The 15,768-nt window shown below is 55.1% G+C and carries 14 protein-coding genes; 5 read left to right on the top strand and 9 right to left on the bottom strand.

The annotated features are described in order from the left end of the window. Positions 1–3 precede the first annotated feature (3 nt). Both MIH19_RS08430 and MIH19_RS08425 read left to right on the top strand, forming a co-directional pair. Positions 4–1,422, top strand: coding sequence for a DNA polymerase Y family protein (locus MIH19_RS08430; protein WP_249008437.1), 1,419 nt, complete (start codon positions 4–6; stop codon positions 1,420–1,422). Then, positions 1,422–4,619: an error-prone DNA polymerase gene (locus tag MIH19_RS08425; protein WP_249008436.1), complete on the top strand. Its 3,198-nt coding sequence runs from the start codon at positions 1,422–1,424 to the stop codon at positions 4,617–4,619. Before MIH19_RS08430 ends, MIH19_RS08425 begins: the two co-directional genes overlap by 1 nt. A gap of 93 nt (positions 4,620–4,712) precedes the next feature. Here MIH19_RS08425 and MIH19_RS08420 read toward each other — a convergent pair whose 3' ends face one another. Both MIH19_RS08420 and MIH19_RS08415 read right to left on the bottom strand, forming a co-directional pair. Beyond that, positions 4,713–5,111, bottom strand: a complete 399-nt coding sequence (locus MIH19_RS08420) for a LysR substrate-binding domain-containing protein (RefSeq protein WP_249008435.1) — start codon at positions 5,109–5,111, stop codon at positions 4,713–4,715. A 92-nt stretch (positions 5,112–5,203) separates the two neighbouring features. Then, positions 5,204–5,329, bottom strand: a complete 126-nt coding sequence (locus MIH19_RS08415) for a LysR family transcriptional regulator (RefSeq protein WP_249008434.1) — start codon at positions 5,327–5,329, stop codon at positions 5,204–5,206. 201 nt (positions 5,330–5,530) lie between these two features. Here MIH19_RS08415 and MIH19_RS08410 point away from each other — a divergent pair, with 201 nt between their 5' ends. Further along, entirely contained in the window at positions 5,531–6,499 is a 969-nt protein-coding gene (locus MIH19_RS08410) for a glutathione S-transferase family protein (RefSeq protein ID WP_249008433.1), read from the top strand. Further along, complete coding sequence (locus MIH19_RS08405; protein WP_249008432.1) at positions 6,496–7,353, top strand: pirin family protein; 858 nt, start codon at positions 6,496–6,498, stop codon at positions 7,351–7,353. Before MIH19_RS08410 ends, MIH19_RS08405 begins: the two co-directional genes overlap by 4 nt. Positions 7,354–7,454: 101 nt before the next feature. Here the strand turns inward: MIH19_RS08405 and MIH19_RS08400 are convergent, their stop codons facing one another. The 4 genes from MIH19_RS08400 to dbpA all read right to left on the bottom strand — a co-directional run bounded on the left by MIH19_RS08400 (position 7,455) and on the right by dbpA (position 12,467). After that, complete coding sequence (locus tag MIH19_RS08400) at positions 7,455–8,765, bottom strand: sodium ion-translocating decarboxylase subunit beta (RefSeq protein WP_249008431.1); 1,311 nt, start codon at positions 8,763–8,765, stop codon at positions 7,455–7,457. A 25-nt stretch (positions 8,766–8,790) separates the two neighbouring features. Next, on the bottom strand, positions 8,791–10,572 hold the full coding sequence (oadA, locus tag MIH19_RS08395) for a sodium-extruding oxaloacetate decarboxylase subunit alpha (RefSeq protein ID WP_249008430.1): 1,782 nt from the start codon (positions 10,570–10,572) through the stop codon (positions 8,791–8,793). Between the two features lie 42 nt (positions 10,573–10,614). Next, the gene (locus MIH19_RS08390; protein ID WP_249008429.1) at positions 10,615–10,866 is read right to left on the bottom strand and encodes an OadG family protein; all 252 of its coding nucleotides are present in this window, start codon (positions 10,864–10,866) and stop codon (positions 10,615–10,617) included. 227 nt (positions 10,867–11,093) lie between these two features. Continuing rightward, positions 11,094–12,467 carry an ATP-dependent RNA helicase DbpA gene (gene dbpA, locus MIH19_RS08385; protein WP_249008428.1) on the bottom strand — a complete coding sequence of 458 codons (1,374 nt, stop codon included), beginning with the start codon at positions 12,465–12,467 and terminating at the stop codon, positions 11,094–11,096. Positions 12,468–12,578: 111 nt separating this feature from the next. Between dbpA and MIH19_RS08380 the strand changes: the two genes are divergently transcribed. Beyond that, a complete protein-coding gene (locus tag MIH19_RS08380; RefSeq protein WP_249008427.1) occupies positions 12,579–13,115 on the top strand; it encodes a DUF2058 domain-containing protein in 537 nt (178 codons plus the stop codon). 45 nt (positions 13,116–13,160) lie between these two features. Here the strand turns inward: MIH19_RS08380 and MIH19_RS08375 are convergent, their stop codons facing one another. The 3 genes from MIH19_RS08375 to MIH19_RS08365 are packed head-to-tail and all read right to left on the bottom strand — an operon-like array spanning position 13,161 to position 15,615. After that, positions 13,161–14,111: a biotin-dependent carboxyltransferase family protein gene (locus MIH19_RS08375; protein ID WP_249008426.1), complete on the bottom strand. Its 951-nt coding sequence runs from the start codon at positions 14,109–14,111 to the stop codon at positions 13,161–13,163. Beyond that, the gene (gene pxpB, locus MIH19_RS08370) at positions 14,108–14,878 is read right to left on the bottom strand and encodes a 5-oxoprolinase subunit PxpB (protein ID WP_249008425.1); all 771 of its coding nucleotides are present in this window, start codon (positions 14,876–14,878) and stop codon (positions 14,108–14,110) included. The genes MIH19_RS08375 and pxpB overlap by 4 nt, the downstream gene beginning before the upstream one ends. Next, on the bottom strand, positions 14,878–15,615 hold the full coding sequence (locus MIH19_RS08365; RefSeq protein ID WP_249008424.1) for a 5-oxoprolinase subunit PxpA: 738 nt from the start codon (positions 15,613–15,615) through the stop codon (positions 14,878–14,880). The genes pxpB and MIH19_RS08365 overlap by 1 nt, the downstream gene beginning before the upstream one ends. Positions 15,616–15,768 lie beyond the last annotated feature (153 nt).

Here is a 15,768-nt window from a genome sequence, read left to right as displayed (position 1 = left end):
TTTATGCTGTGGTTACACCTGCATTTTCCTCAATTACTGCTGGATCATCTCCGCCGCTCCCGCCAGCAGGACGCAGCGCTGGTGATTGTGGACGCATCTGGCCAGAAGGTGCTTCAGGCTTGCGCTCAGGCCAGCAGCCAAGGCGTGCAGCCCGGCATGCGGCTGAAAACCGCGCTTAGCCTGGTGGCAGATCTGGCGATGGTTCGCACCGATCCGCAGCAAGAAGCCCGGGTGTTGCAGGACCAAGCCCGCTGGCTGTACCGCTGTGTCGCACACATTACCCTGGTGCCGCCAGATGGCCTGCTGGCTGAAATCGGCAGTCTACAAAAGCTGTACGGTGGTTTGCCGGCGGTGTGGGAAACCATAGAGCAAGGCTTGAACGAACGCCACCTGACGGCCTGGCTGGGCATTGGTCACACCCCGCTGGCAGCAAGGCTGATTGCCCGTACCGGCAAAGGTGAATGCAGCGCCGACCAGGGCCACATGCAGCGTCTGCTGGATCAGCTGCTACTGTCGGCAGCAGAGTTTGACGCCCAGGCCTGCACCCGCCTGCAGCGGTTAGGCCTGAACACCTTAAGCGACCTGTTCGCGCTGCCCGCAGCCGAACTAGCGCGGCGGCTGGGCCCGAAAATTCTGGCTCATAGCCAAAAAATACAAGGTACAAGACCAGACCCACAAATGCCTTGGCAGCCTCCGCACCGATTTCGCCAGCAAGCGGATTTTGCCGAAGACATCGAACATTCCCAGGGACTGCTATTTCCACTACAACGCATATTGATTGAGCTGGAAGAAGACCTGTGCTGGCGCCAGCAGGAAACCGACAGTCTGAATGTGTTGTTGTGCTATCGCTACACAGAACCCACCCGCCTGCACATACGCACGTCCGGCCCGGAGCATCGGGCCGAGGCTTTTCTGAATTTGATTCGCTTACGCTTTGAACAACAGCCTCTGCAAGCTCCGGTGGTGTCACTGGTATTGCTAGTAAAACGCTTTATTGGGCGTGAAGCCGCCAGCGGACAGGATTTGTTGGGTGAAACCCCAGATATGAACGAAGCCTGGCACACGCTGATCAGCCGCCTGCAGGCCCGGCTGGGCGACGGCGCGTTGCAACAACTGGTGCCACACGCTGATCACCGCCCTGAGCAGGCCTGGGCCAGTGCCGATGTACAACGCAAACAGCGCAAAGCCAACGCCGCGGAGAATCCGTTACCTTGCCGCCCGCTGTGGCTAATGCGTAAGCCTCAACCTTTACACACCAAGCCGCAGGCCTGGTTTGCCGGCCCGGAACGCATCAGTGGCGGCTGGTGGGATGGCCAAAGGGTACAACGGGATTATTACATCGCCCAATTACCCAGTGGCCAACTGGCTTGGGTGTTTCGGGATGCCAGTCAGGGCTGGCATATACACGGGTGGTTTGGCTGATGCAGTCTGAAAGCTATATAAGTGGTAAAAGCCATGAAAGCTACGCCGAGCTGCACTGCTTCAGCAACTTCAGTTTTCTGACCGGCGCCTCGCATCCCCATGAGCTGGCAGAACAAGCCGCAGGGCTGGGTTATAGCGCTCTGGCCATTACCGATGCCTGCTCGGTGGCTGGCATTCCCCGCGCCTGGGCGGCGCTTAAAAACAGCTCGGTAAAACTCATTACCGGCAGCTGGTTTGAATTGAGCGACGCACCGCCTGGGGCCTGCACGCCCCGTTTCATAATGCTGGCGCGTACCCGCAAAGGCTATGGCCAACTGTGCCAGCTGATCACCAGCGCCCGGCGGCGTGCGGAAAAAGGCCAGTACCAGCTGTATTACCGTGACCTGGAAGTACACGCGCTGGACGACTGCCTGTGTTTATGGTTACCGCCAACATTGGCCAGCGCCGACAACCAGCAAGCGCTAGCGGCGGGTGAATGGCTGCTGCGATTGTTTGACCGGCGGCTGTGGCTAGCAGCCTCACGCACTCTGGAATCCGGTGAAGAACAACAGCTGGCCCGCATACGCTGGCTGGCCGGGGAGTTACGCTGCCCCATTACCGCCAGTGGCGACGTGCACATGCATTGCCGTAAACGTCAGCCCCTGCAAGATGTGCTCACTGCCCTGCGCAACCACACCAATCTGGAGAATGCCGGCCATTGCCTGTTTCAAAACGGTGAGCGTTACCTGCGCCCCGTTGCGGTATTACAGCGCCTGTTTCCCGCCGCTTGGCTGCAGCAAACTCAGGTGATCGCCCGGCAATGCACGTTTGAACCCGGCAGCCTGCGCTATGAGTACCCGCCCGATCTGGTACCAGCCGGCACCAGCGCCGCCGGTTATTTGCTGCAATTGACCCGCGAAGGCGAACGCCGGCGCTACCCAGAGGGTACGCCGCTGCAGGTACAGGCACTGATTCACAAAGAGCTGGGGCTGATTTCAGAGATGCAGTACGAGCACTATTTTCTGACCATTGAGGACATAGTCGCATTTGCCCGCGGCCGCGGCATTCTGTGCCAAGGCCGTGGTTCAGCGGCTAACTCTGCGGTGTGCTATTGTCTGGGCATTACCGAAGTGAACCCGGCAAAAGTCGACCTGCTGTTTGAGCGTTTTATTTCCAAAGACCGCAACGAGCCGCCGGATATAGACGTCGACTTTGAACACCAGCGGCGCGAAGAAGTGATTCAATACATTTATCAGCGCTACAGCCGCGACCGCGCAGCCATAGCCGCCACCGTTATCCGTTACCGCCCGCGCAGCACCATCCGCGACGTAGGCAAAGCCATGGGGTTTGACCCATTGCTGGTAGAACAGCTGCTTGACGGCATAGACTGGCGCGACAAAGCCACGCCCTGGCGCCAGCAGATACTCGATAAAAACCTGACCCGTAATCCAAACGTCGCTGACCAGTTTTTCACCTTGGTGAACACTCTGCTGGGTTTTCCACGCCACCTGTCACAACATGTCGGCGGCTTTGTCATCAGCGCCGGGCCCCTAGCGGAACTGGTGCCCATAGAAAACGCCGCCATGGCCGATCGAACGGTGATTCAGTGGGACAAAGACGACCTGGAAAGCCTGGGGCTAATGAAGGTAGACGTGCTGGCGCTGGGCATTCTTACGGCCATTCGCAAAGCCCTGGAAATGATCAGCGCCCAGTTAGGGCGGCCTTTTCACATGCAGGACATTCCCCAGGAAGATCCGGACACTTACGCCATGTTGCAAACAGGCGACAGCGTTGGCGTATTCCAGGTGGAATCCAGGGCCCAGATCAACATGCTGCCGCGGCTGAAGCCCGCCACCTATTATGACCTGGTGGTGCAGGTAGCCATTGTGCGCCCGGGGCCGATTCAAGGCGATATGGTGCACCCTTACCTGAAGCGCAGGCATGGTTTGGAGCCTGTAAATTACCCCAACCAGGCCATACAGCGCGTGCTGGAGCGCACTCTGGGTGTACCCATATTCCAGGAGCAGGTTATCAAACTGGCCATGGTCGCCGCCGGCTTCAGCGGCGGCGAGGCCGACCAGCTGCGCCGAGCCATGGCTGCGTGGAAATCCCACGGCGATCTGACTCCATTTCGCGATAAATTGCTGAGCGGCATGAAAGAACGTGGTCACACCGACGATTTCGCCGAGCGCCTGTACCAGCAAATCTGCGGCTTTGGCGGTTACGGCTTCCCCGAATCACACGCCGCCAGCTTTGCCTTATTGGTGTATGTATCAGCCTGGATAAAGTGCCATTACCCGGCGGCATTTTATTGCGCTTTGCTTAACAGCCAGCCCATGGGGTTTTATTCGGCGTCTCAACTGGTGCAGGATGCCCGCCGCCACGAGGTGGATATACAGCCATTGGATGTGAACCACAGCCAGTGGGACCATACTCTTCAGTTGCAAACCACACAGCCTCAAACCTTGCAAACCCAGGCTCCGAAAGCCCGGGCAGACAATCCCCTGTCACTACGCCTGGGCCTGTGCCAAATTCGCGGTCTGTCACAGCAAGCTGGCACGGCCGTTCCGGCCAAGAGGCCAGAAACCGGCTACACGTCTTCCGGCCAGCTACGACAGTTGACCGGCCTGAGCCAGCGCGATATGGAACTGCTGGCCGGTGCCAACGCCATGCCCGGTTTTACCAGCAACCGCCACCAGGCTTATTGGCAGTTGCTGGGCCACGAACAACCGGCTGAGTTATTTGTGGGCGAAGACAATCGCGCGCCCGAACCCACCTGCGAGCAACTGCCAGCACCCAACGAGGGCCAGAACATAGCGGCAGACTACAGCAGCCAGGGCCTGACCTTACAACGCCACCCCTTGGCACTGCTGCGGGAACAGGGCCATCTGCGTTTCTGCCTGAGCGCCAGCGAACTCAACACCATAGAACCTGGCCGCCCGGTGCAGGTAGCCGGCCTGGTAACCGGCCGCCAGCGCCCCGGAACCGCCTCGGGTGTCACTTTCGTTACCCTGGAAGACGAAACCGGCAACATCAACGTGGTGGTCTGGCTGGCCACCGCCCGCCAGCAACGCAAGCCCCTGCTCACCGCACGGCTGCTGCACGTAAAAGGCGTTCTGGAACGGGAGGGAGATATAGTCCACATCATGGCCGGCAAATTGTCTGACCTTAGCCACCTGATAAAGGCACTTCCGGTCAGTTCGCGAAATTTTCACTAAAAGCTCAAACAGTGTGGGATACGCTCCGGAATAGGCATGTGATTAAAAGCGGAATCTTCCGAGCTACTGGCGCATTTTCTAAAACCCTGTTCGTTAGTTTGATATGAACGTTTCACCAAATACGGCCGCCAATTTTTGAGTTAACAGTTGCAACCCCTTGCCTTTATGACTGATTTTCCACGCTAAATAATACTCGAAAACAGAAACCTTATTTAACGCCAGCTCTACAAGCTCGCCATTGTTGAGTTGATTTTGAATACGTAGTCGCGGTAAGTGGCCGACGCCTATTCCTGCACGGATCGCCTCAACTTTCTGATCTATGTTTTGCACGTAGAAATGTTTACCGTCGCTGCTTAAACCTGCGCTTCGGGTAATATCACTGACAGATGTATCATGCGTGATTACTCTCCGAACTTTCGGCAGCCGCCCCTGCAAAGCGTCAGAGTTGGTCGCTATACTCGCCAGTTCATGGCGGGAAGCAACAACCGGCACCAGATCGGCACCAGATCGGCACCGGCCAAGGGTATTGCCCGGTAGCCTTTTTGCAGCGGGAATAGCGCAATACCCAGTTGCTCTTCCAGCTTTTACACCGCATAGGAAACAGCCGACGTCGCTTTGTTTAGCTCTTCAGCCGCTTTCGCGAAACTTCCACGCCGGTCTATGGCATCCAGTGTCTCCAGGACCTCTATTGTAATTGGGTTCTTTGCCACTATGCCTCCAAATAACTGTTCTAATATTTAGAATATTCTGAACAGATATTAGCTCTTATTACGAATTTTTTAACCCTTATAATAACCCAATCACTTAAAAAAACATTCGGCTGATTTGGCGGCCGTGGCAAAGGCGCACAGCAGCCCAGATGACATTCTAACGTCGACATTTTGGGCCAATTAATTTACAGGAGTCGCATAATGGGCATGTTACAAAAGGGTAAATGGGTTGACCAGTGGTACGACACCGGCAACAGCGGTGGTGAGTTTCGCCGTCAGGACAGTCGCTTCAGAAACTGGCTGACACCCGATGGCAAAGCCGGCCCAAACGGGGAGCCCGGCTTCAAGGCCGAGAAAGGCCGCTACCATTTGTATGTGTCACTGGCCTGCCCTTGGGCACACCGCGCACTGATTTTTCGCCAAATAAAGCAGTTGCAGGATTATATTGATGTCACCGTGGTCGATCCGGTGATGCTTAAAAGTGGCTGGGAAATGAAAGATCCGCTTTACGGTCTGGACTTTCTGTACCAACTGTATTTAAAGGCGGATTCCAGCTATGAGGGCCGCGTTACGGTGCCGGTCTTGTGGGACAAGCAAACACAGACCATTGTCAGCAATGAGTCCTCAGAGATTATCCGTATGTTCAATACGGCGTTTAATCCTTTAACGGGCAACACCACAGATTACTACCCTGATACGTTACACGAGCGGATCAACGCCCTGAATGACCGTGTCTACGACACCATCAACAACGGCGTCTATCGAGCCGGTTTCGCCACCACCCAAGAGGCCTATGAAAAAGCATACCATAGCCTGTTCGATTCGCTAGACTGGGTCGAGAGCTTACTAGCCCGGCAGCGCTATCTGGCGGGTGGCCAGTTAACGGAAGCCGATTGGCGTTTGTTTACCACCTTGATTCGTTTCGATGCTGTGTATTTTGGTCACTTTAAAACCAACCGTCAGTTACTGGCCGATTATCCAGCCATTAGTGGTTATGTGCGCGAGCTATACCAGATGCCTGGCGTGTCTGACACCGTCAGCTTTGAGCATATCAAGACGCATTATTATGCGAGCCATTTGATGATTAACCCCACGGGAATTATCCCCGTGGGTCCAGCACAGGATTTTACCGCCGCCCATGGCCGGGAAGGGATTGGAGAAAACCCATGAGAGAATTACTTCAAGTTATAACAGCTCGCCCTGCCCAGGATGGTGACGGGGTCAAAATTCATCGCCTTGCGGGTCAGCGCCTGCATCAGGCACTGAATCCTTTTTTGATGATTGATGAAATCAACTCTGACGATGCTGCCGACTATATTGGCGGCTTTCCTGAGCATCCCCATCGCGGCTTTGAAACCATTACTTACATGAAGGCCGGGCGCATGCGCCACCGCGACCACATGGGCAACGAAGGCGTTATTAGCGCCGGTGATGTGCAATGGATGACAGCGGGCGCAGGCGTGCTTCACTCGGAAATGCCTGAGCAGGAGCACGGGCTGTTGCACGGCTTTCAAATCTGGCTGAATTTGCCTGGCGCTGAAAAAATGAAGCCCGCGGCTTATCAGGAAATTGCTAGCGCGGAGGTTTCAGAGCAGCGGCTATCTAACGGCGGGATGGCTCGCGTTATCGCAGGTTCCGTAACAATCAATCAACAATTACAGCAAGGCCCGCTGCCGGAGATTTCGACCCAGCCTGTATTTGTTGATGTGCACCTGGCCGGCAATGAAACCGTTGAATTGTGTTTCAATGCCGATAACCCTGCACTGGTGTATGTCTATCAAGGCGCGACAGATTTGATCGACGCGCGGCAACTGGGCATCTACGCCAAAGGCAATACATTGCAACTGCAGGCCCGCGACTCAGGCGCAGGTATGTTAATACTCAGCGGCTGCCCTATTGAAGAGCCCGTAGTGCAATACGGGCCATTTGTGATGAACACGCCCGAGGAAATTCAACGGGCATTGACGGACTTTAGCAACCCGCGATTTCTAAATCGATTAACGTCCAGTGGTGAAAGTCGGTAACTCGAGTCAATACAGACTCGTACTTCCAGGTTAACCGCCAAAAACGAAAAACCCCCGCCAAGCTAGGGCCGAGCGGGGGTTTCGGAACAGCAACAAACCGATCAGCTAAGCAACTTGATCATTACGCCCGCTGCTACCGCCGAACCGATAACACCAGCCACGTTTGGACCCATAGCGTGCATCAGCAGGAAGTTTTGCGGGTTGGCTTCCAGGCCCAACTTGTTGGACACCCGCGCCGCCATTGGCACTGCAGACACCCCGGCAGAACCAATCAACGGGTTGATAGCTTCCTTAGTGAACCTGTTCAGCAGCTTGGCCATCAGAACACCACACGCGGTACCCACACAGAATGCGGCCATACCCAGCAATAGAATACCCAGAGTCTGCAGGTCCAGGAACTTGTCAGCACCCAGTTTTGAACCCACAGAGAGACCCAGGAAAATGGTCACAATGTTGATCAACGCGTTCTGAGAAGTGTCACTCAAACGCTCAACCACACCGCACTCGCGCATCAAGTTACCGAAGCAGAACATACCCAGCAGCGGCGCAGCATCCGGCAGAAACAGCGCAGTGGCGATCAGTACCACAATCGGAAATACAATTTTTTCCTTTTTCCTGACTGGGCGCAGCTGCGACATCTTGATCGCGCGCTCTTTTTTGGTCGTTAAAGCCCTCATGATGGGTGGCTGAATCAACGGAACCAGAGCCATGTAGGAGTAGGCAGCAACCGCGATGGCGCCCAGCAGGTGCGGTGCCAGAATACTGGACACATAGATAGATGTCGGACCGTCTGCCCCACCGATGATACCGATAGCAGCCGCTTCATAGATGGTGAAGTCCATAACACCACTCCAGGTCAGCAGCGCCGCACCCAGAACCGTACCAAAGATACCGAACTGGGCAGCTGCGCCAAGAAGCAGCGTCTTCGGGTTAGCCAATAACGGACCAAAATCCGTCATTGCACCAACACCCATAAAGATGATCAGTGGAGCAGCACCACTTGCTATAGAAACCGTGTAAAAATTATAAAGCATCCCATTGCTATAACCGAGACCCTGAGCAATCACCCCGGCCTCTCCGACGGTTGCATAGCTCGCGCCTTTGTAAGCATGTTGGAATGTATCAATCACTTCAGGGGTCACCATCTGCCCTGACAGATAGCCCACATCCAGAACGCCCGCAAGCGCTGCAAGCACGTCTGGATTGGCAAAGTGAATAGCATTTTCAGCCGCCGACAGAGCCAGTCCAGCCTCCGGAATATTCGCCAGAATGCCACCAAACCCGATCGGAACCAGCAACAAAGGCTCAAAACCTTTACGAATGGCAAGATATAACAGAAGAAGACCGACACAGATCATGAAGAACTGGCCGATTGATAGATTAAACAGGCCACTGCCTGTCCATAACGTCATTAATTTATCCATGGAATGCTGGCCCTTATGCGATTGTCAGCATTTCATCATCAACAGCGACGGCATCACCGACCTTGATGAAGACTTCACCGACGGTACCGGCTTTCGGTGCGCGAATCTCGGTTTCCATTTTCATGGCTTCCAGAATGATCAGCACATCGTTTTCTTCCACGGCATCGCCGGGAGAAACCAGAACCTTGAAGATATTACCGCCCAAAGGCGCATTAACCGGATCACCACCGGCAACCGGTTCCGGTGCGGCGGCCGCAGGTGCCGAAGCAGCTCCGCCTTCCGTCTGAATCTGGCTGATTTCACCTCCTTCAGACACCGCTACCACGTATTTTTTACTATTCACTTCAACGGTATAGGTTTCGGGGCCTGAGGCCTTTTTCGCCGGCGCTACGTCATCCGCCGACGGAATCGGCTCGAACGCATCCGGATTGTTGCGGTTTTCAAGAAATTTCAGGCCAATCTGCGGGAACAGGGCGTAGGTCAGTACATCGTCGATGACATTGTCAGCCAGTTTGATGCTCTTCTCTTGCGCCAGCTTTTTCAGCTCGTCCGTCAGTTTGTCTATTTCCGGCTCTAGTAAATCCGCCGGGCGACAGGTAATAGCTTGTTTGCCATCGAGCACTTTTTCCTGCAGCTCTTTATTGAACGGCGCAGGCGCAGAACCGTATTCACCTTTAAGAATTGCGGCGGTTTCTTTGGAGATCGACTTGTAGCGTTCTCCGGTCAGTATGTTCAGTACCGCCTGAGTGCCTACAATCTGCGAGGTCGGCGTTACCAGAGCGATATAACCCAGGTCTTCGCGTACTTTCGGAATTTCGGCCAGCACCTGATCAAACTTGTCCGCGGCGTTCTGCTCTTTAAGCTGAGCTTCCATGTTGGTCAGCATGCCGCCAGGCACCTGAGCAATCAGGATGCGGGAGTCTACACCTCTTAGGCTGCCCTCAAATTTGGCGTATTTCTTCCGCACTTCGCGGAAATAACCGGCAATTTCTTCCAGTAACACCAGATCCAAACCAGTATCACGATCCGTACCTTCCAGTATCGCCACTACCGCTTCGGTCGGCGAATGGCCGTAAGTCATACTCATGGAGGAAATTGCGGTGTCTACGTTATCAATACCGGCTTCAGCGGCCTTAAGCGCGGTCGCGGTCGACATGCCGGTGGTGGCATGGCACTGCATATGAATCGGTACGCTCAGCTCTTTTTTCAGGCGGGTGACCAGTTCAAACGCCACATAGGGTTTGAGCAGGCCGGCCATGTCTTTAATAGCAATGGACTGAGCGCCCATGGCTTCGATTTCTTTAGCCAGTTCAACCCACATATCAATGGTGTGGATATGGCTAGTGGTGTAGGAAATGGTGCCCTGGGCGTGTTTGCCGGTTTTACGCACGGCCTTGATGGCCGTAGCCAGGTTGCGGGGGTCATTCATCGCATCAAAAATGCGGAATACGTCCACGCCATTTTCAGCGGCACGATCAACAAATCGCTCTACCACGTCATCAGCATAGTGGCGGTAGCCCAGAAGATTCTGGCCACGCAACAACATCTGTTGGGGCGTGTTGGGCATAACTTTCTTCAATTCACGAATACGCTCCCACGGGTCTTCGCCCAGGTAACGGATACAGGAGTCAAAAGTGGCCCCACCCCAGGATTCCAGCGACCAGAAACCGACTTTATCGAGTTTCTCGGCGATTGGCAGCATATCGTCAAGCCGCATGCGGGTGGCCAGCAATGACTGGTGGGCGTCACGCAGTACAACGTCTGTAATCCCCAGCGGTTTTTTAATGTCTGTCATCGTGTCAGCCTTCTGTTTAAAGGTTTTAAATCGCTTACCAGGTCACTTTTTGTGACGCGACCGGAATTGAGCAACCGCCTGTTTGATCGCCTCTGCGATATCGGGATCAACCGACGGTTGCGCCTTGGGCTTGGCGCGAGACGTTCTGGCTGGAGTTGCGGGCTCGGGCGCAGTAAACCGGTTCAGCAGCTTAGACATGATCAGCGTTGCGAATACCAGCACGATCAGAAACGCAAATACAAAACCCATACCCGCAATCATCAAATCAATAGCTTGGGTCATCAGCTCATTCATAACGAATAGCTACCTGTCTTGGTTAGTGACTTTTCCCCGGGAATTCGTACCGACAAGCCATAAATTCGGCGCTTTATTCAATGAAACCGGGGTGCAAAATCCTGCGTAATTTACCGGTTTAATGAGTGATCAGCAACCAGAATACAAATGGCTATACGGACTTTCCAAGTATTTTTGGGTATTTTTCCACCCATTCCCCCCGCCGAACATCCCACACTTAGGCCAATCTAGACTAATCGTGCCCGCAACTTGCGACCTTTTACCTTGCCGCGTTCCAACTGTTCCAACGCACGTCCGGCGTGGCGGCTTTCCACAGCGACAAAACACTGAAATTCAAACACATTTATTTTACCAATGGCGCTTCCTGGCAACCCTGCATCGCCGGTTAGAGCGCCCATCACATCACCTGGGCGCAATTTTTCTTTGCGGCCTGAGGCTATGCACAGAGTTTTCATCAGCGGCTTCATCGGTTTTGGTACCGTGGCCAATAATGGGTCGCTATCGCCCCAAGTGACCGATACACCGCGTTCGCTTTCCAGGCGATTGATTTTGTGGCCCTGGGACGGGCTGCAAAGAGTAACGGCCAACCCCTGCTCCCCGGCGCGGCCGGTGCGACCGATGCGGTGCGTGTGTATTTCCGGATCGCCTGCCGGCTCGGCGTTTACAACCAATGGCAATGATTTTATATCCAGCCCACGAGCCGCCACGTCGGTAGCCACCAATACCTGGCAACTTTGATTGGCAAAGCGAACTAGCACGCTATCGCGGTCGCGCTGCTCCAGGTCGCCGTGCAATGCCAGCGCCGAAAAGCCCTGCTGGGACAGCTCGGCCGCCAGCTCGTCACACTGATGTTTCATAGCGCAGAACACCAGGCAAGATGTGGGTTGATGCTGCGACAACAGAGCCACGATGGCGCGGGTACGCTGATTGCCAGAAATTTCGTAGAACACCTCGGCAATATCACTGTTCATCTTCTCGGTTTGCGCCCGCACATCCACCGGCTCACGCTGAAAACCGGCGCTGAGTTTGCGAATCGATTCAGGCCAAGTGGCTGAAAACAGCAGAGTCTGGCGCTGTGCAGGCGCATGTGAAAGAATGTTTTCCACAGCTTCCTGAAACCCCATATCCAACATGCGGTCGGCTTCGTCCAGCACCACGGTGCACACCCGATCCAGTTTCAGCGTGCCTTTTTGCAGATGATCGGCTATCCGCCCTGGTGTACCCACAACTATATGAGCGCCGTGGGCCAGCGAGCCGATCTGAGGGCCAATCGACACACCACCGCACAGGGTGAGTATTTTTATATTGTCGCGGGCACGGGCCAGTTCCCGCAAAGCCTTGGCGACCTGATCAGCCAACTCCCGAGTGGGGCACAGTACCAAGCTTTGTACCGAGAACTGCTTGGGTTTGACATGTTCAATCAGACCAATACCGAAGGCTGCGGTTTTGCCGCTGCCGGTGTGCGCCAAGGCGATAACGTCTTGTCCCGCCAGGCAATGGGGCAAGGCCCGCGCCTGAATGTCGGTGGGTTCGGTAAAACCCAGGCGCACAAGATTGGCCTGCATGGCGGCAGACAGTTCAAGGTCTTTAAAGGAAGGCATACAAGAAAATCCCGGAATCAGCAGTTGCTGGTTAAGAAGGTAAACGCGAGGGCGTATACTAAGGCTAGTGGAATAATAGCAGAGTTTCTTACCAATTAATGGAGTTACCCCATGGCGTCCCTGCAGGACCAGTTACTGAAAGCCGGCCTGGCCGACAAAAAAAAGGCCACAGCTATTCGTAATGAAAAGCACAAACAGCGCAAACAGCAGCCCAAGGGCGCGGTGCAGGTAAATGAAGCCGAGCAGCGAGTACAGCAGGCGCGAGAAGAAAAAACCGAGCGCGACCGTCAACTGAACCAGAAACGCCAGGCCGAAGCCCAGAAAAAAGCCATACAGGCCCAGATTCGCCAGTTAGTGGGGACAAACCGGCTGAATCGCAGCCATGGAGAAACGTCTTACCAGTTTGTTCATGACAAAAAAATCAAGAAAATGTATGTGGACGACATGATGGTTGACCAGCTGGCCCGCGGCCGTCTGGCCATCATCTGCGTCGGTGGCGATTACGAGATTGTCGCCGAAGGCGTAGCACGCAAAATCCAGGAACGGGACGCGCAGGCCGTTGTTGTGCTGCACGAGCGTACAAAAGACGACTTGGGCGACGATGACCCTTACGCCGGTTATGAGATCCCTGACGATCTCATGTGGTAACACAAAGCCCTAAAAGGCCCACTGGATTTTACATTTAATAATGCATCAAAGGGGCTTGTTAAAAAAATTCAGGAAGGCCTTTTCACGCCTCTGGGCCTCATACAGGGCCACCGGGCGGAACTGCAACTGACTGCCCGGCTGGCGCTGCGCCAGCGCATCCAGGCTGCGGGGCGTGACGGCCCCAAGCTTAGGGTAGCCACCAATGGTCTGGCGATCATTCAGCAGAATGATGGGCAAGCCATTGGCCGGTACCTGAACCGCACCCAGGCTGATACCCTCAGAAATCAGGCGTTCACCAAACACCTCTAGCGCCGGGCCATTTAACCTTGCGCCCATGCGATCGCTTTGCTGGCTCAAGGTATAAGGCTGGGTGAAGAAGCACTCCAGGGAACTGGCGGGGAAACGCTCTACCTGTGCCCCCATAATCACATCCAGAATGAGCGCCTCGCGGTAATCGGGTATCCAGCCCGCAGGCACCTGGCGCTGCAGCGGCGGATTTTGGGATTGGGGATCACAGGGCAGTAGATCGCCGGCTTTTAGCGGTTGCCCGTCGCGATGCAGGCCCCCAGTTTTTTCCCTGTGCAGCGTAGCGCAACTGTTGCCCAAACCAGCAGCAATACTAAAGCCACCGGCAACAGCCAGATAACTACGAAGCCCGGCACGGGGCGCACTCAATGCCACCCTGTCCCCGGCTTTCAGCGACAGCGTGGCCCACAACGGCTGCGAGGCTCCGTTCACCGTGACCGTCACCTCTGCTCCGGTAATGGCAATACGGGTGTTCAGCTGGCTGACAAACTCCACTTGACCAAAAGTGATCTCTACGGCCACCGCCCCAAAGCGATTACCTAACAGATAGTTTGCCCACGCCCAAGCGTGGCGATCCATGGGGCCGCCCGTGGCCAGCCCCAGATGCATCACTCCGCGGCGTCCGGCGTCTTGGATCAGGCTCAGGAAACCGGGTTTTTCAATCAACAAACCGAGCTTGGAGTGAGTCACAACTTTTCCCCCTGCTTTTCAGCAGGCGCGCCTTGCTGTATTTCCAAACCCGGCTCCATGCCCCAAGGCAAATCGTCAAGGCGACCGCCAAGCTCAAGGTATTCGTCTTGCGCTATCGGGCGGAAGCGCACTGTCTGGCCGGCTTCCAGCAGGCTGGGCTGTGCGCGAGACTGATCAAACAGGGCCACAGGAGTACGGCCAATCAGATTCCAGCCGCCAGGCGACACTATGGGATAAAGTGCGGTTTGGGTGTCGGCGATACCCAGCGTACCGGCCGGCACTTTAGCTCGCGGGTTGGCAAGCCGGGGCACACTTAACTCTTCGGCCACCTCGCCCAGATAGGCAAAACCCGGGGCAAAGCCAATGGCGAATACTTGGTAAAGGCGCTCGCTGTGGCGGCGAATAACCTCTTCCACGCTGAAACCTGCACGCTGCGCCAAGCGCTTTAGATCCGGCCCGACGCTGGGGTGATAAAACACCGGAACTTCAATAATTTCGGATTCAGCATCAACTTCCCCATTGGCATCGGGCAGCTGGTTCAACACTTCACTCACCTGCCCCATCAGGCTGGCCAGGTCGTCCTGTAACAAATCATAGCGCAACAGCAGCGTGGTGTAAGACGGCGCCGCATCCAGCAGTCGCGCGCCCAGGCTTGCTTTTAAAGCGATTGCCGCACGGTGAATCGGGGCAACCAGAGCTGCATCGATACGCTGACCAAAATGCAGGGTAACGGTATCTATACCGCTGACGTCATAGCGCCACTGCATCACCCCAGCTCCGTCAACGCATCACGAATAGACCGAACTGCTGCCACAGACTCAGGGTTATCACCGTGTACACACAGCGTGTCTGCTTCCAGACTCAAAGCTTTGCCTTCTATGGACTGAATGCTGTGACCCCGGGCAAAAGCCAGTGCCTGCTGCACAATCATACTGGAATCGTGGTGCACGGCACCGGGCTGACTGCGCGACACCAGATACCCGGCGCTGTCATAGGCGCGATCGGCGAAGGCCTCCAGCAGCAACGCTACGCCATATTCCTCGCATAGCCGTTTCAGGCGCTGATTGTCCACTGTGGTCATCGCCATCAGCGCCAGAGTTTGCGGCGATTGCGCCAGCGCTTTGAGAATCGCGCGTAATATCACCTCGTCGCGCATCATGTCGTTATAAAGCGCACCGTGGGGTTTTACATAACTCAACTGGCCACCCTGAGAAGCGGCTATCTGCGCCAACGCGCCCACTTGATACAACACCATGGTGTGAATTTCGTCTGCTGAACAAACCATAGACCGGCGACCAAACCCCTGAAGATCAGGATACGCCGGATGGGCCCCTAGGGTGACACCGTGTTGCAACGCCAGGCGCACGGTATTGAACATTACCTGCGGGTCTCCGGCGTGAAACCCACAGGCGATGTTGGCCTGGTCAATAAACGGCATGACCTGATCATCCAGACCCATGGTCCAGGCGCCGTAGCTTTCACCGATATCGCAATTTAATAGCATGTGAGCCTCCGGGCTGATGGTTGTTATAAATTGTGGCTGTACGAGTTGTAGCTTTAAGAGTTGTAGCTGTAGCGATTAGTAGTTGTAATAAATAGCGACAACCGCGGGAATAAATTTATCCCTTATCCACCATCCATACAAACAATTTATAGA

The sequence above is a fragment of the Marinobacter sp. M1C genome (assembly GCF_023314135.1).
In the GTDB taxonomy this organism is placed as follows: Bacteria; Pseudomonadota; Gammaproteobacteria; order Pseudomonadales; family Oleiphilaceae; genus Marinobacter.
This window is presented reverse-complemented; position numbering and strand designations above follow the sequence as displayed.

Coding starts and splice junctions, on each gene's coding strand:
- MIH19_RS08430 (WP_249008437.1), top strand. CDS start 4: ATGCTGTGGTTACACCTGCATTTTCCTCAATTACTGCTGGATCATCTC.
- MIH19_RS08425 (WP_249008436.1), top strand. CDS start 1,422: ATGCAGTCTGAAAGCTATATAAGTGGTAAAAGCCATGAAAGCTACGCC.
- MIH19_RS08410 (WP_249008433.1), top strand. CDS start 5,531: ATGGGCATGTTACAAAAGGGTAAATGGGTTGACCAGTGGTACGACACC.
- MIH19_RS08405 (WP_249008432.1), top strand. CDS start 6,496: ATGAGAGAATTACTTCAAGTTATAACAGCTCGCCCTGCCCAGGATGGT.
- MIH19_RS08400 (WP_249008431.1), bottom strand. CDS start 8,765: ATGACGTTATGGACAGGCAGTGGCCTGTTTAATCTATCAATCGGCCAG.
- oadA (WP_249008430.1), bottom strand. CDS start 10,572: ATGACAGACATTAAAAAACCGCTGGGGATTACAGACGTTGTACTGCGT.
- MIH19_RS08390 (WP_249008429.1), bottom strand. CDS start 10,866: ATGAATGAGCTGATGACCCAAGCTATTGATTTGATGATTGCGGGTATG.
- dbpA (WP_249008428.1), bottom strand. CDS start 12,467: ATGCCTTCCTTTAAAGACCTTGAACTGTCTGCCGCCATGCAGGCCAAT.
- MIH19_RS08380 (WP_249008427.1), top strand. CDS start 12,579: ATGGCGTCCCTGCAGGACCAGTTACTGAAAGCCGGCCTGGCCGACAAA.
- pxpB (WP_249008425.1), bottom strand. CDS start 14,878: ATGCAGTGGCGCTATGACGTCAGCGGTATAGATACCGTTACCCTGCAT.
- MIH19_RS08365 (WP_249008424.1), bottom strand. CDS start 15,615: ATGCTATTAAATTGCGATATCGGTGAAAGCTACGGCGCCTGGACCATG.